We start from the raw sequence: 21,952 nt of genomic DNA, 5'->3' as shown, positions 1-21,952 counted from the left end.
TGTTATATGTGTATAAGAGACTGTAATTTAAAGGTGTATAAAATTTTTAATTTTATACACCTTTTATCTAGCAATTCATAAAAATCCAACCAATTAGATTAATGACCTTTATGTTTGGCTTTTCTTTTTTCTTGTTTCAAATTAAAAAGTCTTTCTTTTTCTTCTTCTTTTCTAGATTTAGATAGGATTTTTTTATCTTGTTTTCTTTCTTCATGTTGAAGCTTAAGAGCATTTTGTGCTTTAGTTCCTATAGTTTCTTTATCCTGTTCTTTTTTTACTTTCCTTTGCATCCTTTTGTATCCAATGTTATCTTTAGATACATTTTTCTCCAATTTAATACTTCCAAAATTTAATGAAAAGAACTTTTCAAGTATAAATTCATATACTTCTACATCCTTAGGTTCTGCTCCAAAAACTACTCTACACACCTCATATTTTTTACTATCTTGTCTTTCGAATACACCTATCCAAAATGGTTCTTCAAATAAGACTGTTAATTTTCCACTAACTTTGTCCATTGCTAGTTCCTCCTATTTATTTGCTTTATTTCTAAAGAATGGACAACCAAGGAGGCAGGTTACTGACAGCAATTGCTGCGTCTGGACTACCAACCAGACTGTGTTTTTATCTTTATCAATTAAATACTAACTTTTTTATTTTAATTTGTCAATGTTGACATAAATTTTTCTTCTTTATTATTGATATAAACAACTTTAACTATATTTTTATTAACTAGAAGTTATCCATTATCTCTCCATGCATAAACAAAGCTGCTTCTCCAGAAATTTTTACAACATTATCACTTAATAATTCACCCTGAATAATACCACCACGATGAGAGAGTTGTGATGCTATCATTTTATCTTTTCCCAACTTTTCAGCCCAATATGGTATAAGGCTACAATGTGATGAACCTGTTACAGGGTCTTCTGAGTCTAATTCTGGACAAAAATATCTAGAGACAAAATCTGTATCAGTTCCTTGTGCTGTAATTATCACACCTAACCAATCTGTCAATTTACGTAGTTCTGGGTAATTTGGGGTATAGTTTATAACTTCCTGTTCACTATTTAGTAACAATATTAAATCTCTTGAAGAATATATAGCAACTGGTGTACATCCCACTAAATTAAGTTGTTGTAGTGATAATTCAATTTCAATAGGTGCTCTGTTTGGAAATATCATTTCATATAGATTTCCATTTCGTGTAACCTCAAGATTTCCACTTTGAGTAAAAAAACAAATTTTCTGAATATCTATATCAATAAAATTGGATATAACATAAGCTGCTGCTAAGGTTGCATGACCACATAAATCAATTTCTGCTTTAGGAGTAAACCATCGTAATTCATAATTCCCCTCATTTTTAACTACAAAAGCTGTTTCTGGAAGATTATTCTCTGTAGCTATTTTCTGCATTAACTCCAATGGTAATCTCTTTTCAAGAACACAAACACCAGCAGGATTTCCTTTAAACAAGTTATTTGTAAATGCATCAACTATATAGTAATTCATTATTCAGACCTTCTTTCTAGTTTAAGTTTAAGAATATGTCCATATTATCTCATATTTAAATAACCAAAACAAAATACTATTTTTTATTCAGATAATAGTGAGAAGCTGGCTTATTTGGACGCATAACTGTTTATTGGAAAGCTCGCAAGTCCGCATGAAATAGGCATTTTCCCATATCCACTATAAAGCCCCTTATAAATCCTTGCAACATAGTTTTGTAAGGTTGGGTGGGAAAAGGGCGGGATTTTGCTTTTTCCTAGTTAGTAAATTCGGTACATGGCCACGCATTAAACGCGCGTTTCCTTGGGCATATGGGAGTGTTTCTTTTTGTAAATGCAGTAAAAAATGCATACAGCATAATAAAGCAAAATAATAACGCCAAGCGAAGTTTCTTTGAAAATTTGTCCTGTCTCTTGCGTACCCATATAGATAAAACAAGCTCCGGGGATAAATCCTAGTAAGCCGCCCCAAAACATGGTTTTACTTAGAAAAATGCCTGCAATCCAAAGCAAAGCCAACCACAACACAACAATAGGGTGAATAGCTCCCATTCCTCCAAAAGCTGCCAAGCCATAAAAAATTGTTAAAGCGATTGCAGGTATAAAAAATGCAAGTTTTTTCATTATCATTTACCTCCGTTAAATATAGTTCTTGGTTTGTCTTATCCGCCTAACTCGAATACCCTTTTCCATAACTCTAACTTCAAAGAAGTGAATCTGTCAAGATATTCCGTGTATTTTTATAATTTATTAAAATATAATACGTCTTTATCAATATTTCAATAATATTTTCTTTTATAATAAAATATCTTCTATACTAATTGCAGTGACTTTTCTTTAAACCACATTGCAACAGTAATAATTGTTGCACATACATCTGCTACCAATTGAGTTGCAATAAGACCTGTAATACCCCATAAGTTTGTGAAAATCAGCAGAAATGGAATGAACAATAAACCTTGACGACATATACTTAACATACCACCTTGTTTTGCCTTTCCAATTGCTAAAAAGTAATTTCCTATGACAATTTGAATCCCTAATGTCATAAATGAAATAGCATCAACAATTAAAGCAGTTCTTCCAATTTCCAATACTTTAACTGATTCTTGATTAAATACATAAATAAATTGCTTTGAAAATAAAATGCACAAAATTCCAAACAATACATTTATAACAGTACTCCAATATATTGCTGTCTTAGTAGCTCTTTCAACTCTATCTATTTTTCCTGCACCATAGTTATATCCAACAAGAGGAGAATAACCTTTTAAAAAACCATACAAAGCATTTGATTCCAAAGACATAAGGCGATTAACAATTCCCATACCAGCAATAGCAGCTTCTCCAAATGGTTTAGCAACAATATTAGTTAAACTCACCGCGCCGCCAGTCAAAAATTGGAAGAAGCAAACTGGTAGACCTATTTTGAAAATCTCTGTGTAAATAGTACACTTGATTTTAAAATAACTAAAAGAAATTTTCAAAAATGTATGCCCTTTTAAAATATAAAACCCATAAAATGAAGTAGAGACAAGTTGTGAAATTAGTGTTGCAATAGCAGCACCAGAAACTCCCATATGACATCCAAAGATTAAAACTGGGTCTAATATGAAGTTTGTCATTCCACCAAACAACATAGCAGTCATACTGAATGAAGAACTCCCTTCTGCAACTATCATATTATTCATCATTATATTGAAAACATTGAATATAAGCCCCAAAATATATATCAAACCGTATTCTCTTACATAATAAAGTGTGCTATCTGTTGCCCCTAAAGTATTCATAAGAGGATTAAAAAATAATAGCATAATTGTAACCAAAACAGTGATTAAAAATATACCTGAAAAGAAAGCTATACTACTACAAACCTTTACTTCCTCATATTCTTTTTTACCAAGAAGCCTTGAAATATAAGAACCTGCACCACTTCCAAAAAGCAATCCTATTCCAGTACCAACCATAGTTAATGGATATACTAAGGATACCGCAGCAGTTTGCAGTGTCCCCAAACGACCTACAAAGAAAGCATCAACAATATTATATAATGCTGATACTATCATCCCTATCATAGTAGGCATTCCTAATTTTAACAGTGATTTCCTTACATCTTCTTTTTCTAAAAGATAGATTCTTTTTTGATTTTCATCCATATCAATCATCCTTTCAAATGTTTTGTTTCAATACAGTATAGTTACTAAACATATCTTTAAAAATAATTGCTACCCTCTACGATAGCAATTTTTTCACACATAGCCATTACTTTTCTTCTAATTTTTTATCAATACTTTCTTCAAAAGCAGAAAAATAACTCAACATATACTCATAAAAAGGCTCTGGCATATCATCTAACAGTTTAAGTGATTCATCATTAGTTTGCTTATGATACTCTTGATGAGCTTTATAATTTTTCATTCCATCATCTGTAAGGCTTAAAACTACTTCTGTATCAGAATCAGGAGATACCTTTTTTATCACAGTTCCTTTATCTACTAGTTTATAAATCATCTGAGAAGCCGCACCTTTTGTAATACCTAGAGAATCTGCAAGAGATGTAATATTTATCCCAGGATTATCACCAACAGCTACTATTGTATGAATTTCTGATTTTGATAATAAAAGCTCTGTTCCATAAGTTCGTTTTTTATCCTCCCACTGATTGTATTTGTGAATAATACGTTCCATCAGTGTAATTAGTTTAGAATAATCTCTCATACTTTCACCTCTACCTGTTTAGTTTCATTACTGTTTAGTTACTATACATATTATATCTTTACTTCTCAATTGTCAAGTTTCTCTTTAAGAAATATCTAAAGATTTATTTTTATAATTAAATAAATCCTTATTTCTGAACCTACATAGAAACTGAACCTACATAGAAAAAAAGGAGTACTATTTTTTGTACTCCTTATATATAAGTCTTCTTTATTTATATATATTAATATTACTATATTATATTAATCTTCCAAATTATTAATTTGACTTAAAATTATAAATTGGTTTCAATATATTAATTATGTCAACTGTTTCTCTTATATTTTCTACAATCTCATCAATTGGCTTATACGCTTGAGGGGCTTCATCAATGGTTTTAATATTTACACTCGTTGTAAATATATTTTTCATAGATTCTTCATAATCTTTCATATTTATACTTCTTTTGGCTTCTCCTCTTGAAAGTATACGTCCTGCTCCATGGGGTGCAGAATTAATCCAATCTAAATTTCCTTTTCCTACTCCCAAGATAACACCATCTCTCATATTTATAGGAATCAATAACTTTCTTCCTTCATACGATGCTATTGCTCCTTTTCTTAGTATTCTGTTTTCAATTTCTATATAATTATGTATAGTTTGAAAATGGTCTAAATCATTGAATTTAAGACCTATACATTCTTCAATTATTCTTTTAGCCATTGTATTTCTATTTAATTCAGCATATTTTTGTATAATATCCATATCATGAAGATAATCTTCCATTAATTTTCCTTCTAAATAACATAAATCTTTTGGTATTTTAGAGGTAAAGTTATGTTCTTTTTTAAGCGTTATTAATGCATCCTGAATTTCTTCTTCTCTATTTTCCTTTTTGTACTGTTCAACAAGTCTTTTACTCTCTTCCTCAAAGTTATTGCTAATTCTAACATAGTAATCATAAGCTTTTTTTTGGTAGTATTTTGCTACCCTATTGCCAAGATTTCTACTACCAGAATGTATTATTAAATATTTATTTTTTTCACTATCTTCATTTAACTCAATAAAATGATTTCCCCCTCCAAGGCTCCCAATAGCTCGATTATATTCTTCTGTAGCTTTTCCTATACCTTTTATACAATATAATGATTCTATCTCTTTTTTATAGTTTGCTTTACTATGTTTATTTATATTAAATCCATGAGGTATTTTTTTTCTTATAAAATCATCTATCTGTTTTAAATCCAAATCAACTTTGCCTAAATTTACACATATAACTCCACACCCTATATCTACTCCAACAAGATTTGGGACGATTTTATCTTGTATTGTCATTACAGTACCTATTACACATCCAGAACCTGCATGACAATCTGGCATTATTCTTATCTTAGATTTTGTTGTAAATTCCTGATTACATAATTCTATTATTTGACCTATTGTTGTACTGTCTACATTATCTGTAAATATTTTTGCTTTATTGTATTTTCCTTGAACCTCTAACACTAATACCACATCCTTCTAAGCTATATATTAATTTTAATATCATATGCTGTTTAAAAAATACATTCAAATAAATTTTATATAAAAAGTAATAAAAAAACGATGCTTTCATTTTTATATAATCAAATTTATAATGTATTAAAAGTAACATAAAAATACGCATTTTTCAATATATATACTTTCCTAAAATGATATTATTATAGCTTTCAAATTTTTATTTATTCATTTAAGTATATCTATTATTTTTGCAAAACTATGCACATAGTCATACTATCATCAGAATATGCTTCACCTTTTACATTATTAAATATTTCAATTGATTTAAAACCAATATCTTTAATTTCTGCAAAAAAACTATCTTTTGAAAAGTATTTATTCCAAATATAAAATACATTTTCATTTCCTTCTGTTATAACAAGAGTTTGCTCTAATGTATTGTAATCACTGTATTTACAATTATTTTGTAAGCACACATATCTTTCATTACTCCAAAAGCCCCCATTTTCATTTATTTCCCATGTTCTAACTTCTTTAAAGTCATTGTATTTATTTACTGTAAATACATCTAATATCAACTTTCCTCCAGATTTTAAACTCTTGTAAATATTCTCCATTAATATACTTCTGTCTTTAGTTGATAAAGCTCCATAATCACAATAAATTAAAGTAGCTATATCAAATTCTTCACTGTAATTCATATTTAAATAACTTTGAAATAAATATGTTATATTTAGATTTTTCTTTTCATTTCTACTTTGTGCATAATTAATAGAACGTTTTGAAAAATCCATTCCAGTTACTTTATAACCTTTCTGTGCAAATCTTTCTGCATATAATCCTGGACCACATCCTAAATCGATTAAATTTGGATACTTATCTGGAGATGCAACTTTAACTATCCAATCTACAGAATCATTAATAAAGTCTAAACTTCTACTTGCTCCTTCAAAATCAACATCTAAATGTGCTTTTAATAATTGCTTTGAGATATACTCATCATCCCAAAAATTGACTTTACTTTCCTTATAAACTTCTGGTCTTTCTAAATACATACATAATTTGTTTAACAAAACATACCACTCCTTAAAATTTATTTATAAAACAAAAAAACCACAGATTTTACTCTGTGGTTTAACTTCAAAAAGATGAGTTTAAATAAGAGTAAAATAGAACCAAATATTTTTAAGCACAACAATAAAACTATCGCTTTATTTTGTTTACTTATTAAATTTGATTTTATTTACTCTTTTCCAGCAATACTTACATCAATGATTTTATGATATCAAGTACGCCGAACAACATCATCCTTTCATATTTTTATTTTATAGATACATTGTATATTTATTATATTTATTTGTCAATAAATTTTAATTTAGATAATTTATAATAGTCACTTTAAAAGTATCTAATTATATCTAAAATTAATCAAAAAAAGACAACTGAACATCATTTGAATGTTTTAATTTTTCTTTCATTACTTTGGCATAACTACTTGATAGAGAATACTTATTTCTAAGTTGATTGACCATTTTATAAAGTTGATTTTTATATTCTTTATTTGCTGAACCTGTACTATACAGTATTGATAGTTTATCAAATAAATCAGGAAATTCTTTTTTAATAAAGTCAAAAAAAACACCTCTAGTTATACCTCTTAAATACAAAATTCCAGGTAACACATAGTGTACATTACTTTCTTTTGCGTATCTAAACAATGAATTTATATTATTAAAATTATCTGTAATATAAGGTATAATTGGCATAATATGAAGACCAACTGAAGCGTTAGTTTTTCTAAATTCTTTTAACATTTTAAATCTTCTCATTGAATCTACTCCATTAGGTTCAATGAGCTTTTGTGTCTTTGCATCTACAGTTGTAATTGTAGATGCAATGTTAATATATGTAATTCTAGATAATTTATCAATCAAATCATAATCTCTTAAAATTAAATCTGATTTTGTAGAAATAATCGCTGGGGTTTTATATTTGATTAATAAATTCAATATTTCTGGCATAATTTTATACTCAGCTTCTATAGGCTGATAACTGTCTGTCACTCCACCTATATTAATTACTTCTCTCTTCCACTTACTGCTACTCAATTGTTTCTCAAGCTTTTCTACTATATTTGTTTTTACATAGATATCTTCAAAATAATTATTAGAATTAATATAGTTATGTGAATAAATAGCATAACAATATTTACATGCATGTTCACATCCACGATAAATATTTAAATCCCATTTATATGGCATACTTCTTTTTAGTTTATTGCAAGCAGTTTCACAATTTATTGGAATATATTCTACTTTATTATACAAATAATCACCTCTTTACATCTAATAATACCATAATATTAAATTATAGTAATTAAAGTAAGTTATTACTATTCCATAATTCATAGTCATCACTGTATTTACAAAGTAATATATCCCATTCATTCATAGATATTCCTCCACACATTGCTTTTTCTTCTAAATTATATAGACATTGCTTTAAGTATATTTCATTATGCCAATCTCTATATAAATTTCCTAAATTTAGATTATGTACTACATATACATTCATTGAGAAATTGTTATTATTCCATTTTAGCATTTCTATAAACTTAGCTTCATTGGGTCTATAAGCCCTTTTCACCATTTCATCATGTATAACTTTAGCATAAAATTTAAATTCATCAATATTATAATTTAATACTTTATTTACTAATAGATGATTTGGAGTACCTTTTTTCTCTATAGAACCTTTTATAGCAAATAGTTCTCTCCATTGACTTACTAATTGATTTTTAGGTAATACATCAATCAAATCCTTATGCCATAATCTCATAATTTAACTCCTCACTATAAAATATTCTCTAAATTTAGTACTTAAGTTGCCTTATAGTTTTACACGTTCAATAATTTTATCTGTAAAAACTATGCCATCCAAATGGTCTATCTCATGACAAAGACATTTTGCCATAAAGCCCGAACCTTTAATTATTATTTTCTCACCATTCTCATTTAAAGCTTGAACTGTAACTTTTTTAGGTCTTTTTAATTTTCCCCATACATCAGGAAAACTTAAACAACCTTCAACAACAATTTGCTCTCCTTCTTCTTTAATAATTTCAGGATTGACAAGTTTAATAAGTCCCTCTCCTAAATCTATAACAACTAGACGTTTTAATATTCCTACTTGGCATCCAGCTAAACCTCCACCATTTGGTGTGTTGTACATAGTTTCTGCCATATCATTTAATAGGTCTCTTATCTTATTATCTACTTTTTCTACATTCTTACTCTTTTTTCTTAAAATTTCATCGTCAAAAGTTCTAATCTCTCTTAGAGCCATAATATTCCCCCCTACTTATCTGAGCTCTTGATTTTCTCTCACTCTCTTCAAATAAAAATATACTTTCAATTGGTTCATTAAAAACTCTTGAAATATCATATGCTAACCATATTGAAGGTTCATTTTTACCAGTCTCTATAGCATTTATAGCCTGCCTAGATGTTCCTACTAATTCTCCTAGTTGTTCTTGCGTTAACCCCAATTTTTCTCTTAATACCTTGATTTTATTTTTCATATATACTCCATTCATGTAATGTTAACCTTACATCTAAACTGTAACATTTTCCATTTTTCATGTCAAGTCAACCTTACATTTATTTTGATAATCTATTTAACTAGATATTTTTTTATTGAATTTTTTAAGTAATAAAACAACCCAAATTAATGACACAATAAATGAGATAAAAATATACATGTAGTTACTATCTTTAAATGCCTTTGCTAACCAAAATGATGGTAAGAAAAATAAAATATACTGTATTTTATTTAAAATAAAAAATGGTGCTGGAATACCTAACATAAAAAGACCTGATAGCTTTGTAAGTGCCATACCTTCTAATTTATTTGATGATAAAGAAGTTATTAATATTGATATAATAATTCCTTGCATCAAAGCTACTAAAGAAATTGCTAAATTTAATAAAAAAGAAATTTTAGTTAACGAAAAAATTAATAATAAAATTACTGTAATAACAAATGCTAATATAGCTGGTATTCCAAGTCTTGAAATAAGATAACCACTTTTCCCAATAGGAGTTATTATCAAGTACTTTGAAATATTGTCATCAATTTCTCCTAACATAACCATAGTAGAAGCAAAAAAGAACATAAAAGGTGTTATGAAAGCTAAAAGCAAGTCAAATACTAAAAAATATGGTTCTAAAGTTAATTGATAATAAGAACTATCAATTAATATGTTTTGAATTAATGGTATTCCAAATTTTATAAGTACTCCACATAATATTGGAGAAATACATACTACAAAAAGTATAGCATCACCTTTTATCTGCTCAAATTCTTGTCTAAAAGCATTAATAATTTTTATCATAATTTTGCACCACCTACCTTTTTCCAAATACTACAAACAAAATAATATGTTATAAAATAAACTATTACAGTCATCAATATTAAAATTAATATATTAGTTACTAACGAATTTTTATCTCCACTAATAAGAGAAATACATATATTAAAAGGATACAAATTAGTAAATACACTTAAATCCATCAATAGATTAATTATTGGTGGTACAAAGCAGACAATCTCAGCAGGAATAGTTAAAACAATAAATTGATTCAAACTTGATGCTCTACTTGCAAATATAAGTCCAAGCAATGAAAATATTATAGATGCAAAGAAAGTTCCTATAATTATTATCAAGATATTATTTAAATTTGCTGTAATTGCAATTACCATAGCTACAATAGTAGATATCATTGCCAATGAAATCACCTTTGATAAAATATATTCTGATATTTTTATTGGAGATACAGCTAGAGAATTTAAAACTCTTTGACTCTTCTCAAGAAGTACAATTGCTCCCATAAAAAATAATCCCATTGCTGCTGGGTCAGAATAAATCATAATTATAGCTGCCTTTTCTCTCAATAATGGTGGAAAGGCATTAAGCAAACAAATATATACAATACTTAAGACAACATATAAAAAATAAAATCCATATTTAAATTGAAACTTTATATCTCCTAAGATAAGATTTTTTAATCTCATTGTAAATTCCTCCCTGTTATCTCAATAAAAATATCATTTAATGTTGGTTCACTACTATGTATTGATAAGAGCTTATTTTCCTTAATAAGCATATTTAATTTTTTGTCATTACTAGTATCATTTAAAAAACATTCAGAAGTTTTTTCTCCATTATCAAAATATGTATATCTAATTTTGACAGCACCTTTTGACATAATAAGATTATGTGGCGTATCTAATGCCGATATTTTCCCATTTACAATGAATGCTACCCTATCACAAAGCTCTGTTGCATCCAACATATTATGAGTTGTTAAAATAATAGTTTTACCTTTAGATTTTTCTGATAAAATCATGTTTTTCATAATCTTACTATTTGATGGGTCAAGACCACTTGTTGGTTCATCTAAAAACAATATGTCTGGATTATGTAATAAAGCTTTTATAAAATTTAATCTTGATTTCATCCCCTTTGAATACTCTGATATTTTTTTATTTGCTTCATTTTCTAATCCTACTGATTTTAGTAGTTCACCAATTGGGAGTAATTTTTTAGAATATAAAGAGCCAAAGTATTTTAAATTTTCTATTGCAGTTAATTTTTCATATAAACTAGGAAATTCAAAATCAACTCCTATATTCTCATAAAATTTATTTGAATGTTTTTTGCTTTCTATTCCATTTACAAGTACACTTCCTTCATAATTGGTTATCATACCAATTAGAATTTTTTGTAATGTTGATTTACCTGCTCCAGATGGACCTAAAAATCCTAGTATTTCTCCTTTTCCCACTTCAAAATTAATATTTTGTAAAAATTTTTTATCTGTATAACTAAATGATAAATTATCAACTTTAATCATTTTTATCCCACCTTTTTATATATTTGACTATTTTAATTATATAGTCAATAAAAACCAATTTTTTTGTTTGTTAATACTTTTTAGTAAAAATATTAGCAAACAAGTTTAAAAATTTATTCCATAAGTTGTATAACTAGACCTCTTATCATCAATCTTAAAGCATCGTCAAAACAATTCTCACCAACTTCATGTTTGTATAACATAGTAAGAAATACTGCTCTAAACGCACCACTAAAGTTTTCTACACTTTTATTTTTTGCATTTGGAATATAAGATATTATCTTACTAATTTCAAAATCATCATGTTTAAAATGTTCTTCAATTATATAATCTGGTAATTTTCGCATTAGTATTTCAAATTCTCCATTAATTAACAGATTTAAAATTGAAGTATCATCAACCAACTTATAAAATTTCATAAATATATCTGTCAACTGATCATATGTAACACTTTCATCAAGTTTTTCTAATTCATATAATATTTTATTTTGTATTGAATCATGTATATCTCTCAATACTTCAAAAAAAAGTAATTCTTTCGATTGAAAAAACAGATAAAAAGTTCCCTTTGGAATCTTTACTCGTCTTACAAGTTCATCAACAGTAGTTTTTCTAATACCATATTGCTCAATACACAAACTAGCCTCTTCTTTAAGTCTTTTAACTATGTACTCTCTTTCTTTATCGGAATATGATTTAGGCATTCTTTCACCTCCCATTTGACTAAATTAATCTTTATAGTCAATATAATTCATTTACTCTTTAATGTCAATAATTTCATTAATTTTATTAAAAATCTTCGAAAATTCTGAATTTTATATAGCTTTTTTTATGCTATAATGTTATAATTAAGATATAAATAATATATTATTCTATTTTCATATCTATTTGCTTATTTTTTAACTTAGTTTCTAATAGCAGTAATCATATTTATCTTTTTAAATGTTCCATTTTTAATAAAAAATGAAGGAGTTGATTTTATGACTACTACTACAAAAAATCGTTTTTATGATTTTGTTCAAGAAAACTTAAATAAATATGTTGAAGTAAATTCTTATTTTAGCAGTTGCCCTCTATACGGGGAAATTATAGAAGCAGACAGCTTATCAATTACACTTTGTTCAAGATATATAGACGAATCTAATCCATCTTTAAACGAAACTTACACACTATATTTACCACTTAGCTCTATAATAGCTATTAGAACTATATAAAAAATTTAATTAAATACAAATTATCTTTATATAATATGTAAGCTTAGGTATACAAATGATATAAATAAGATAAAGTAAAAATGAATTCAATAGAGTGGAAGTTTCATATTTTCCACTCTATCTGAACATAGTCGCTGGTTGCTATAATTGTTGAGTTCAAACCTTCAGCGGCTTTTATTTTGTCGTCAAAATCAATGCTATCCCAATTATCCAGATACTCAGAGAATAATTCTATCTACTGTAATGGTAAGATTTTTTTAATATTATAAAATTATACTGTTTTTATAAAGGATATTTTTATTTTATATTTTTTCTTGTTTCATCATTGATATCCAATTTATCATTGTGTCAAGTACTAATTTTGTATTACCACAATTGCAATGATTACTCGCGTCCTCTTGTTCAGTCATTAACCGGAATGTCAACGATTGTACATTTGGGAGTAGGGATACTTCCTTCCAAATCATTCGATAATCAACAAAATGATCTTGCGAAGCACCTAAAATTAAAATGTCTTGTGTGATTTTGTCACCTATAGGAGCTAACGAATAATCATCTATCTTTTTAAAATATTCATATGGCGTAGCAGCTCCATAAGCGTACATTCCATGTTTAATTCCCCAAACAGCAAAAGAATTTCCTCGTTTCATTTTTAAACTTACAATAAGGTTGATAAGTCTTTTCGCTCTGTATTTTAGTAGTAAACGAAGCAATATTTGTAATTTTTTTGGCTGAGAACCAATTACAACATCTAAAAAATTAGGAAATACAGACCACGCAACCACGCAAGAAATTCTATTGTCAAACGCTGCCGCACGTGGAGCAAGATATCCTCCTAACGAAGCACCGATGATTGTTATACCAGACAAATCAAAATAGTCTAAGATTGATTTTACTGGTTGCTCCCATTTGTAAGTAAAAGTTTTTCCCTGTATTCGCAGTACACCGCCTTGTCCTGGACCTTCAAAAAGGTACACATCAAAGCCAGCAGCAGAAAGATACAACATAGGAAAAAATAGTTCCTCAAAGTAAGAATCATTACCACCATGAAGTAGTATTGTATCTATCTTTCTACCTTGAGCTTTTGAAAACATAACTGGAAGTGTTATGTTTTCATAAGGAACATGAAAATACTGTACCTTCCCATTGGAAAAATATTCAGAATAATACTCATAAAAAAGTGTTGTTGCTTTAGTATAAACAGTTTTCTTATCAGTGTCACTATCATACATAAAAAATTCACTCATACGGTAATATGCAATGGCATTGTCTGTGCGTTTTTCCATTTCTGCTATTTTAGCTAATTGGGTAAGTTGTTCTTTCCAACTAGCACTATCAACTATTTGAGAAGCAACTTTTTGAACATCCTCCAAACGTCCTCCATCCCACATAATAACACGGTTTAATTGAAAATTGAAATTTGGGTCTTGATTTAATTGATAAAGTCCTTTTTTAAAAAATATATCACTCATATTTATATTCTCCTCCATTAATGCAATAAGGCATACTTTCAAGGAAAAAATTAATCCTTAAAACTATGTCTTAACTCTAACATATGGGTGAATAAACTGCTTTCATATAGACGCTATCAATCCGAAAATATTTTACAATTGCCAATCAATTCACTTGCGGAAATTCCCAAAAACTTCTGGCTTGAAGCAGAAAAATGGGATGGAGAACTAAATCCTGCATTCATAGCTGATACTGTAATATCTCCACTCTTCAATAAAACTTGATAAGCCTTACGAAGTTTTGATAAAGCTAAATAGCTATTAAGTGATACACCTGTTTGCTCTTTGAAAAGATGAGAAAAACGACTTTTTGATAGCTCTACTTTTGTACACATATCTGAAATAATAGTACTATCAATAGTATCAATTTCTAGAATATAAGATAATGACCATTGTATTCGCTTATCAGTAATTGCAATATTCTGACAGTCTATATTTAATTGTCTAAACACAAAATTGAAGAATTTTGTATAGGAATTGTCGACATCATTTACTAGATAAGCATGATACAACTGCTGTATTTCTTTAACAATAGAATCTTCTATTATAACAAACGACTTTTCAGATAAAATTTTATCTATATTTCTTGCAAGTATACTTGTATCATCAATCAAAAATACTAACATCCTGTTATCTTGACTTGCTACTGTATGAGGAATATTAGAATCAATAATGATTCCTTTACAATAAACATTCTTATTTTCTGAAAATGTTACAACTAAATCAGTAGTTACTGACAAAATAATGTGCTTTGCAAAGTGCTGATGGATAGAAGGTTGTCTATACTCTGTATCTAAGAAAAAGTAATCCCTTTTCACATAAATAGTTGTCATAAAATCAACTCCCACATATACGGTATCATATTTTTTCTTCCATAACAAGAAATAAAACAGGCTGATTTTATCAATTACCATTTTATATATTAAAAATATTAATACATATATTTAAAGCTGTAAATAGAATCTTATAATTATTGATTGTTTCAGTTATCAATAATTCAAAATGACTATTTACAGCTTCAATTTGACATTATCTACTAGAAATATACTAGTATCTTATTTAACACTTTTTAATTTTACTAACTCCTTAAAGGCGTTTTGATTTGCACCTCCACCAACTTGAGTTGCTTTCTCTAGAGTTTTGTTTTTAAGAACATCTTTTTGACTATCAGCCAATTTATCACCAACCAAAATTACTGGTGACCCATTTTTTGCACCTAGAGGGCCAACTGCTAAACCATCTATTAAATCATTTTGACTCTTGATTCCATTTTTAACTACATATGCATTTTTCAAAGTATCTTTTTTATAAAAATTCTCTATTATCTTTGAATTTGTTTCGTCTCTACTACTACCAGATAATCTAATTGGGTTTTTAAGTTTACTTTCCAAACTAGTTGATAAAGATACTATACCACCAATAATATAAGACTTCTCTATATTTAGTGAGTTTAAAAATTCATCTGCTCCTTGCAATTCGCTTTTTTCATTTGCAAGTATAATTGGAATATTATTTTCTGCTGCGGCTGCACCTACACTAATTGCATCAGCTAAACCTTTTACACCATTTACAACAGCTATTTGAGAAACATTTTTTATACTATTTAGTTTTTGAGCTAATAGCAAGCTTGTCTTATATCTATCACTTCCTGATATTCTTTCAGTTGATATATTTAAGTTTTTTAATTGTTGTTCAGTTTCTTTACTTATGGAATTTTCTCCACCTATTAAGTATACTTTTTTTGCACCTAATCTCTGTATTTCAGCTTTAGTTTTTGAATTCAAAGCTTCTTTTTGTGTTAATAGTATTGGTGAATTGATAGCAGATGTAAAAGGAGTTGCTGCCAATGCATCTACTATTGAACCTCCATTTACTAAAACTACATTTTCTGAAGAACTAAATCCATTTTGGCTAACTTTAATGGCAGTTTCATATCTATCACTACCAATTAAAGATTCATTTGGAATACTTTCCCCAGAAGATTTTTCTGTAACAGCTTTTATAGTAAAGTTACATGGATAAAACTTGCTATCTCTATTTATATCATAGAATTTTCCAGTACTATCTATAATGTAACTTTCTCCTAAGTTTGCTTTTGCTTTAAACGTATCGTAACCTGGCACATTTGATTCTGAACCTATAGTTGATTCTCCACTTTTATCTTCTATGCTAACTACTATAGCACCTTTTCCTTCTGGTATATCAAAAGAATCGATTGGAACTGTTATGTATCCTGAATATTGTGTAGTACCCTCTTTTAATTTTTTCATGTTATTTTCTTGAGGTATACTATTTACTACTGGAGCATAATATATTTCATACTTAGCGCCTATACTCTCAGTTAAAAACATTACAGATTTTAGAGTCTCATCTCCCCTATTAAAGTCAAATACATTTGCAGCTGTTATCTTATTTGAAATTAAAGGAACAATACTTGCATAGTCATGTTGATACATTTTTTCATCATCGTTTGGTTTTTGACCTCCTCTGATTGAGAAATTATCTATATCAGACATAAGAGTCTTATCTTCATATGATATCCAAAAATATCCACGTTTGGAATTATAATCTCCCCAACTGTTTTTTATTAGCCATGCACCATTTTTTGATGGTCTATTACTTGAATTAAAGTTATCTTTAGAATAATTATCATCCCAACCTACAACTGAAATAGCATGGTTAGTACTGAAACTTTTTGTTGGGCAATAATATGAATTGCTGTCTTCACTTTGATACCTAATATCTTCATAATAACCTGATGTTACTGCTCCATACTGCAATATAGCATTTTTTGTAGAGTTCATATCATTACTTACACATACAGCATCTGTTACATTAAAAACTGTTGGTGCTGTATTCATATTAGCTGGTTTTGTTGCTCCTTGTGCTTTAGATATTTTACCGTTATATGGAATATCTTTTTCCAATTTAGGACCTGACCAAGATGTTAAGTATCCCATAGCTTCATAATTTAAAGCCCCATCCATATCATTTACAGTCCATCCATATTCACCTTCTGAGGCCCACCATCTTAAATGTTCTTCTGATAAATCATAGTCCCCATAATTCTTTAATTTTAGGAAGCTTTCTAAGGTTGCCATAGCTGCAAAATCCCAGCATATTCCAAGGTTTTCTTGATTTTTTATTGAAGTCATTAATCCTAACTTTCTTGGGTCATAAGATGCTGGAGCTGTTCTTCCTTTACTTTGAACTTTAGTCCCTTCCAATTGATATGGATTTGGTATAATCCCATTATATTTTTCTGTACGTCCATTTTTAGCATCTTCTAGATATTGTTTATAGGTCTCACTGTATTCAGCTTTTTTTATCTGATTCAATGTACTTCCATTTTCAGCTGATACAGGAATTGTTGACATTATTAAAATAGATATTAAAAATAATACAATAAACCTTGATGCTTTTCTTGAAGCAAATTTTTTCATACTTCCTCCCCCTAACTTCGAGCTAATTTTTAAAGATTTAATACTATATATGACTAAATATTGCTTATTTCTAAATATATAATCATTTAAATTAATTATACCAAAGTTTTCCTTTAAAAATAAATATAATAAAATAAAAAGCTGAAATTATCTTGGATAAATTCAGCTTTTTATTTTATTTTTTAAGATATTTTTATTTAAATCCAATTACTGCAGCACCTAGAGCTCCCATTATCTGAGTATCTTCTGCAATAAATATTTTTTTATCTAATATTTCTTCTATCATTTTTACTAATACTTTACTCTTTGCAAGACCACCAGTAAATGCAACTTCATCTACTATTTCTCCTCTTGCTAGCATCGATGTTGACTTATTTGCAATAGATTTAAGTATTCCTGCTGCTACATCTCCAGTAGAAATATTTTGAGCTAAGAGACTTACTATTTCTGACTCTGCAAAAACTGTACACATGCTAGATATATTAACTGGCTCATTCCCTTGAGCTAGCGTATCAATACTTTCTATATCACTCCCCAAAAGATTAGAAGTAATTTCTAAAAACCTACCAGTACCAGCAGCGCACTTATCATTCATTATAAAATTAAATACATTTCCATCTCTATCTAAATTTATAACTTTACTATCTTGGCCACCTACATCTAAAATAGTTCTTACATTCTCATTTAAAAAGTAAACTCCTCTAGTGTGGCACGTTATTTCTGTTACTTTCTTATCGGCAAAGTCCATTACTCCTCTGCCATAACCTGTGCCTACTACTTTTTTTATATCTTTTTTAACAATTCCATCGCTTAACAACTCATAAACTTGTTTAGATGTACTTTTAGGGCTCCATCCAGTTGGTATAATTATTTTTTTGACAATTTTTTGACCATCAAATAACACACCTTTTGTTGCTACTGACCCTGAGTCCACTCCTATACTAAACATAACCCCTCCTATTATTTTACTCCTATAACATCTCTACAAACGCTTCAAATCTAGTTCTTAATTGTTCAGTATCTGATTTTGAATAATCAGTTTCAAGAGACATAAATGGCTTATTTTTTTCTTTTGTAACAAATTCTCTTACTCTGTAACTTTCTATATTAAATGTATGACATGCTTGTAAAACTACATCTATTACACCATCTACCTTATATTCATCTATTATTCTATCTAATAGTTCAATTCTATGGTCATTGTTCATCATACAAGAACAACCTATGTTTATGTATTTTTGTGTTAAAGCATCATATACATCTTCTGTTTCTTCATCAACTAATAAATCATTGGATCTTATAGCTCCACAAAGTTCATATGCAACAACTGATGCTCCAGCATCTTCTAAAGTTTTAACTATTTTTTCACTTATTCCACCAATTGGAGAACCTGTTATAAGAATTCTTGGTTTATCTTTTGTAACTGGACATTCTCCTTTTTCATATCTTTCTTTCATATCATCTATAACTTTTCTTAAAGATTGCTTAAGCTCAGTACGGTCAAATTTAAAACCTGCTTGATATAGGACATTATGAAGTTCAAGACCTGTAAGTGCAGATGGTTGTAATTTACCAAGTGCATAAAACTCTTTTAGAAGTTCTCTTTCTTCATTCTTATCTTTTATTGCAGCTCTTATATCATCTTCTGTTATAGTCACTCCTAAAGATTTTTCAACCTCATCTTTTAATTTTACCATTTCATCTTTCCAAAGCTTATAAGCAAACTCACCTTTTGCAGTATTTGGTAAATGCATTACATATGTTGGTTTAACCTTTGCAAGCTCTTCATACATTTTTTTCTTGCCATCACAAGTAGTTTCCCCTATTAATAAATCAGAAAAATAGAAATATGGACATGTATCTGTTATTGCATGCCCATAACTTGATTTTATTAAAGGACAAAGATTTCTTGGTAACACTTTTTCTGCATCTGGAATTGGTTCTTCACTAACTCCACAAACACCTACTACTGTTGCTCCTGCTGCCATTGGAATCTCAACTGGAGTAAATGTACAGAACACTCCAACCATTTTTTTCCCACTTTCTTTAAGTTCCTTTGCATTTATAAATCCTTTTTGTCTAGCTTCATTAAAACTATCAAATTGTTTTGGTAAATTTGCCATGAAAATATTCCTCCCAATTACTTCTCTTTATAGTTCATTTTGTATTTTAAACAGTAAAACTTAAATATTTCCATTAAAATACAAACCTCTACATTAGATTTTATCATGCTTTACCTTTCACTCATCATTGTTTTTATCAATGCAAATCAATATATATATAGATATATTTTATAGCCACTTTTAAAATTTTAACATTTATTAATTAAGCTCTCTAATCCTCAATCTATAAGCAAATACTGCTGTTTCATGTAATTTATCAATTAATTTCCCATTTACATAAAATCCTACAAATGCTCCTATTCCAGGCATTAGTTGCAAAAATTTAGCTAAATCTAAATAATCCCTATATTCTTGCTGAAATGTTCTCCAATCAAAATCATTGATATCATTTGGTAAATTTTTTATATACTCATCCCAATTACTCATCAATTTAAATGTTGTATTTATATTCGATTGACTAGAAAAAGCCAACTGCAATATACTTAGTATATAAATTCTTTCTCTATAGTCTTTGACATCATATCCATATATTGAAGCGACATCATATAAAAATTTTATCTTAATACCTAAAAGTAGAGGAAAATCAGAAAGCCCTAAAAAAATTCCTCCAGCTCCTGTACCTGCTCCTTCAATCATTGCTGTAGTTTTATAATTTTTAGCCTTTTCATCAACTAGCTTTTCCCTTTCTTCTAAGGATATATTTCTAATTGGTGGTTTTGTAGCATATTTATATCCAAACAATACAGTTTTTGTCATTCCTTTTATTGAAGAAGTCATTATTTCATGGTATTTATCTGGCAATACTCCATTGAATTTATTTTGTATACCTTTTGACGCTTTATCAAATATAGACGGTTTTTTTAATATATCTTTCTTCCATTGTTCTAATTCTTTTTTTGCTAATTCATTATAAGAAATTTCTTTATAATTTTTCAAATTTATCTCCTACTCTAAAATACATATTTAATTAACTCACTTAATTTATTCAAAAGTCTAGTTCATTTAACCTACTAAATTAGACTGTGTAAATATTTTTTAGTTTCTTTATCTGCAAAGCTTGCTTCTACTGTGTTTCTATAAATTATTTTATAGTCTTCTAAACTTAGATTAAATATATCAAATATTAAATTTAGCTCTGAATTTAAACTTATATCTGATACAGTTCTATTATCAGTATTTATACTTACATGTAAATTATCTTTATAAAAATCATAAAATGGATGTGTTTTATAAGAATCTACTGTCTTAGTTTGTACATTACTGGTTGGGCATATTTCCAGTAATACTTTTTTATTTTTAACTAAATCGTATGCTTCTTTTTCTCCATTAATTTTTATACCATGACCAATTCTATCTGCCTTTAAAATATTTATAGCATCTAATACATTTTTTCCACTTGCTGCTTCGCCTGCATGTACTGTAATTTTATATCCATAATCTCTTGCTAGTTTAAAAGCTTCTTTATATTCACTGCAAAAGCCTTCTTTCTCTGGACCACATAAATCTACTGCTACAACACCTTTATTTATAAAGGATTTACCTGCTTCAATTACCAATAATGCCTCTTTTGAGGTCATTGTTCTCATGCAACCTAATATTAAATTCCCTTTTATATCATAAAGGCTTTCAGCATCTCTAATTCCTTCAACTACACTTTCAATTATACTCTTAACACTCAACCCTTTTTGAATATGAAGTAATGGAGCAAATCTAATTTCTATATATTTAATATTTTCTTTACTTGCATCCTCCAAAAGTTCAAAAGTAATTCTTTTTAAACTTTCTTTAGATTGCATAACTTTTAGAGGTAAATCAAATCTTTTTAAATATTCATCAAGTGAAGTACAATTATGTGGAACTTTTGATAACTTTTTTATTTCATTAATATTATCTGAAGGCAAGTCTATTCTCTCTTTAAGCGCTATATCAAATATAGTTTCCACTCTAACACTTCCATCTAAATGGCAATGCAATTCTACCTTAGGTAAATTTTTAAACATTTTATCCTCCTTTTACACTTATAACTAATATATCT

At 28.3% G+C, this 21,952-nt stretch carries 23 protein-coding genes; 1 reads left to right on the top strand and 22 read right to left on the bottom strand.

Features of this window, described 5'->3' with window-relative positions:
* Window positions 1-98 precede the first annotated feature (98 nt).
* From KGF50_RS13195 to KGF50_RS13125, 15 genes are all read right to left on the bottom strand, one after another.
* Window positions 99-518, bottom strand: coding sequence for a YjdF family protein (locus KGF50_RS13195; RefSeq protein ID WP_227848472.1), 420 nt, complete (start codon window positions 516-518; stop codon window positions 99-101).
* 214 nt (window positions 519-732) lie between these two features.
* On the bottom strand, window positions 733-1,515 hold the full coding sequence (locus KGF50_RS13190; RefSeq protein ID WP_227848471.1) for a PhzF family phenazine biosynthesis protein: 783 nt from the start codon (window positions 1,513-1,515) through the stop codon (window positions 733-735).
* Between the two features lie 287 nt (window positions 1,516-1,802).
* On the bottom strand, window positions 1,803-2,138 hold the full coding sequence (locus KGF50_RS13185; protein WP_227848470.1) for a hypothetical protein: 336 nt from the start codon (window positions 2,136-2,138) through the stop codon (window positions 1,803-1,805).
* 188 nt (window positions 2,139-2,326) lie between these two features.
* Window positions 2,327-3,670, bottom strand: coding sequence for an MATE family efflux transporter (locus KGF50_RS13180; protein WP_227848469.1), 1,344 nt, complete (start codon window positions 3,668-3,670; stop codon window positions 2,327-2,329).
* 106 nt (window positions 3,671-3,776) lie between these two features.
* Window positions 3,777-4,232, bottom strand: a complete 456-nt coding sequence (locus KGF50_RS13175; RefSeq protein WP_227848468.1) for a MarR family transcriptional regulator — start codon at window positions 4,230-4,232, stop codon at window positions 3,777-3,779.
* A gap of 258 nt (window positions 4,233-4,490) precedes the next feature.
* Window positions 4,491-5,717: an RtcB family protein gene (locus KGF50_RS13170; RefSeq protein WP_227848467.1), complete on the bottom strand. Its 1,227-nt coding sequence runs from the start codon at window positions 5,715-5,717 to the stop codon at window positions 4,491-4,493.
* A gap of 236 nt (window positions 5,718-5,953) precedes the next feature.
* Complete coding sequence (locus tag KGF50_RS13165) at window positions 5,954-6,784, bottom strand: class I SAM-dependent methyltransferase (RefSeq protein WP_227848466.1); 831 nt, start codon at window positions 6,782-6,784, stop codon at window positions 5,954-5,956.
* A gap of 351 nt (window positions 6,785-7,135) precedes the next feature.
* Window positions 7,136-8,038, bottom strand: coding sequence for a radical SAM protein (locus KGF50_RS13160; RefSeq protein WP_227848465.1), 903 nt, complete (start codon window positions 8,036-8,038; stop codon window positions 7,136-7,138).
* Window positions 8,039-8,087: 49 nt separating this feature from the next.
* Window positions 8,088-8,549, bottom strand: coding sequence for a pyrimidine dimer DNA glycosylase/endonuclease V (locus KGF50_RS13155; protein WP_227848464.1), 462 nt, complete (start codon window positions 8,547-8,549; stop codon window positions 8,088-8,090).
* Window positions 8,550-8,600: 51 nt separating this feature from the next.
* Window positions 8,601-9,056, bottom strand: coding sequence for a peptide deformylase (gene def / locus KGF50_RS13150; RefSeq protein WP_227848463.1), 456 nt, complete (start codon window positions 9,054-9,056; stop codon window positions 8,601-8,603).
* Window positions 9,037-9,291: a helix-turn-helix transcriptional regulator gene (locus KGF50_RS13145; RefSeq protein WP_227848462.1), complete on the bottom strand. Its 255-nt coding sequence runs from the start codon at window positions 9,289-9,291 to the stop codon at window positions 9,037-9,039. The genes def and KGF50_RS13145 overlap by 20 nt, the downstream gene beginning before the upstream one ends.
* A 96-nt stretch (window positions 9,292-9,387) precedes the next feature.
* A complete protein-coding gene (locus KGF50_RS13140; protein ID WP_227848461.1) occupies window positions 9,388-10,104 on the bottom strand; it encodes an ABC transporter permease in 717 nt (238 codons plus the stop codon).
* On the bottom strand, window positions 10,101-10,784 hold the full coding sequence (locus tag KGF50_RS13135; RefSeq protein WP_227848460.1) for an ABC transporter permease: 684 nt from the start codon (window positions 10,782-10,784) through the stop codon (window positions 10,101-10,103). The genes KGF50_RS13140 and KGF50_RS13135 overlap by 4 nt, the downstream gene beginning before the upstream one ends.
* On the bottom strand, window positions 10,781-11,626 hold the full coding sequence (locus KGF50_RS13130; protein ID WP_227848459.1) for an ABC transporter ATP-binding protein: 846 nt from the start codon (window positions 11,624-11,626) through the stop codon (window positions 10,781-10,783). Before KGF50_RS13130 ends, KGF50_RS13135 begins: the two co-directional genes overlap by 4 nt.
* 113 nt (window positions 11,627-11,739) lie before the next feature.
* Window positions 11,740-12,330, bottom strand: a complete 591-nt coding sequence (locus KGF50_RS13125; RefSeq protein WP_227848458.1) for a TetR/AcrR family transcriptional regulator — start codon at window positions 12,328-12,330, stop codon at window positions 11,740-11,742.
* Window positions 12,331-12,606: 276 nt separating this feature from the next.
* Between KGF50_RS13125 and KGF50_RS13120 the strand changes: the two genes are divergently transcribed.
* Entirely contained in the window at window positions 12,607-12,840 is a 234-nt protein-coding gene (locus KGF50_RS13120) for an ATPase (protein ID WP_227433254.1), read from the top strand.
* A 302-nt stretch (window positions 12,841-13,142) separates the two neighbouring features.
* Here KGF50_RS13120 and KGF50_RS13115 read toward each other — a convergent pair whose 3' ends face one another.
* The 7 genes from KGF50_RS13115 to add all read right to left on the bottom strand — a co-directional run bounded on the left by KGF50_RS13115 (window position 13,143) and on the right by add (window position 21,917).
* Window positions 13,143-14,312 carry an alpha/beta fold hydrolase gene (locus KGF50_RS13115; RefSeq protein ID WP_227848457.1) on the bottom strand — a complete coding sequence of 390 codons (1,170 nt, stop codon included), beginning with the start codon at window positions 14,310-14,312 and terminating at the stop codon, window positions 13,143-13,145.
* 116 nt (window positions 14,313-14,428) lie between these two features.
* The gene (locus KGF50_RS13110; protein WP_227848456.1) at window positions 14,429-15,184 is read right to left on the bottom strand and encodes a helix-turn-helix domain-containing protein; all 756 of its coding nucleotides are present in this window, start codon (window positions 15,182-15,184) and stop codon (window positions 14,429-14,431) included.
* A 222-nt stretch (window positions 15,185-15,406) separates the two neighbouring features.
* Window positions 15,407-17,794 carry a cell wall-binding repeat-containing protein gene (locus tag KGF50_RS13105; RefSeq protein ID WP_227848455.1) on the bottom strand — a complete coding sequence of 796 codons (2,388 nt, stop codon included), beginning with the start codon at window positions 17,792-17,794 and terminating at the stop codon, window positions 15,407-15,409.
* Window positions 17,795-17,987: 193 nt separating this feature from the next.
* Entirely contained in the window at window positions 17,988-18,743 is a 756-nt protein-coding gene (locus KGF50_RS13100; RefSeq protein ID WP_227848454.1) for an acyl-CoA dehydratase activase, read from the bottom strand.
* Between the two features lie 22 nt (window positions 18,744-18,765).
* Window positions 18,766-19,917, bottom strand: a complete 1,152-nt coding sequence (locus KGF50_RS13095) for a double-cubane-cluster-containing anaerobic reductase (protein ID WP_227848453.1) — start codon at window positions 19,915-19,917, stop codon at window positions 18,766-18,768.
* A gap of 198 nt (window positions 19,918-20,115) precedes the next feature.
* On the bottom strand, window positions 20,116-20,853 hold the full coding sequence (locus KGF50_RS13090; protein ID WP_227848452.1) for an EcsC family protein: 738 nt from the start codon (window positions 20,851-20,853) through the stop codon (window positions 20,116-20,118).
* A 74-nt stretch (window positions 20,854-20,927) separates the two neighbouring features.
* Window positions 20,928-21,917 (bottom strand): adenosine deaminase, encoded by a 990-nt coding sequence (add, locus tag KGF50_RS13085; RefSeq protein ID WP_227848451.1) that lies wholly within the window; start codon window positions 21,915-21,917, stop codon window positions 20,928-20,930.
* Window positions 21,918-21,952: the final 35 nt, after the last annotated feature.

Origin of the sequence: Clostridioides sp. ZZV15-6598, from assembly GCF_020657705.1 — a bacterium.
GTDB lineage: Bacteria > Bacillota > Clostridia > Peptostreptococcales > Peptostreptococcaceae > Clostridioides > Clostridioides difficile_F.
The sequence above is the reverse complement of the archived record's forward strand: the minus strand, read 5'-3'. Positions and strand labels throughout refer to the sequence as shown.

Coding starts and splice junctions, on each gene's coding strand:
- KGF50_RS13195 (WP_227848472.1), bottom strand. CDS start 518: ATGGACAAAGTTAGTGGAAAATTAACAGTCTTATTTGAAGAACCATTT.
- KGF50_RS13190 (WP_227848471.1), bottom strand. CDS start 1,515: ATGAATTACTATATAGTTGATGCATTTACAAATAACTTGTTTAAAGGA.
- KGF50_RS13185 (WP_227848470.1), bottom strand. CDS start 2,138: ATGAAAAAACTTGCATTTTTTATACCTGCAATCGCTTTAACAATTTTT.
- KGF50_RS13180 (WP_227848469.1), bottom strand. CDS start 3,670: ATGGATGAAAATCAAAAAAGAATCTATCTTTTAGAAAAAGAAGATGTA.
- KGF50_RS13175 (WP_227848468.1), bottom strand. CDS start 4,232: ATGAGAGATTATTCTAAACTAATTACACTGATGGAACGTATTATTCAC.
- KGF50_RS13155 (WP_227848464.1), bottom strand. CDS start 8,549: ATGAGATTATGGCATAAGGATTTGATTGATGTATTACCTAAAAATCAA.
- def (WP_227848463.1), bottom strand. CDS start 9,056: ATGGCTCTAAGAGAGATTAGAACTTTTGACGATGAAATTTTAAGAAAA.
- KGF50_RS13145 (WP_227848462.1), bottom strand. CDS start 9,291: ATGAAAAATAAAATCAAGGTATTAAGAGAAAAATTGGGGTTAACGCAA.
- KGF50_RS13140 (WP_227848461.1), bottom strand. CDS start 10,104: ATGATAAAAATTATTAATGCTTTTAGACAAGAATTTGAGCAGATAAAA.
- KGF50_RS13135 (WP_227848460.1), bottom strand. CDS start 10,784: ATGAGATTAAAAAATCTTATCTTAGGAGATATAAAGTTTCAATTTAAA.
- KGF50_RS13130 (WP_227848459.1), bottom strand. CDS start 11,626: ATGATTAAAGTTGATAATTTATCATTTAGTTATACAGATAAAAAATTT.
- KGF50_RS13125 (WP_227848458.1), bottom strand. CDS start 12,330: ATGCCTAAATCATATTCCGATAAAGAAAGAGAGTACATAGTTAAAAGA.
- KGF50_RS13120 (WP_227433254.1), top strand. CDS start 12,607: ATGACTACTACTACAAAAAATCGTTTTTATGATTTTGTTCAAGAAAAC.
- KGF50_RS13115 (WP_227848457.1), bottom strand. CDS start 14,312: ATGAGTGATATATTTTTTAAAAAAGGACTTTATCAATTAAATCAAGAC.
- KGF50_RS13110 (WP_227848456.1), bottom strand. CDS start 15,184: ATGACAACTATTTATGTGAAAAGGGATTACTTTTTCTTAGATACAGAG.
- KGF50_RS13105 (WP_227848455.1), bottom strand. CDS start 17,794: ATGAAAAAATTTGCTTCAAGAAAAGCATCAAGGTTTATTGTATTATTT.
- KGF50_RS13100 (WP_227848454.1), bottom strand. CDS start 18,743: ATGTTTAGTATAGGAGTGGACTCAGGGTCAGTAGCAACAAAAGGTGTG.
- KGF50_RS13095 (WP_227848453.1), bottom strand. CDS start 19,917: ATGGCAAATTTACCAAAACAATTTGATAGTTTTAATGAAGCTAGACAA.
- add (WP_227848451.1), bottom strand. CDS start 21,917: ATGTTTAAAAATTTACCTAAGGTAGAATTGCATTGCCATTTAGATGGA.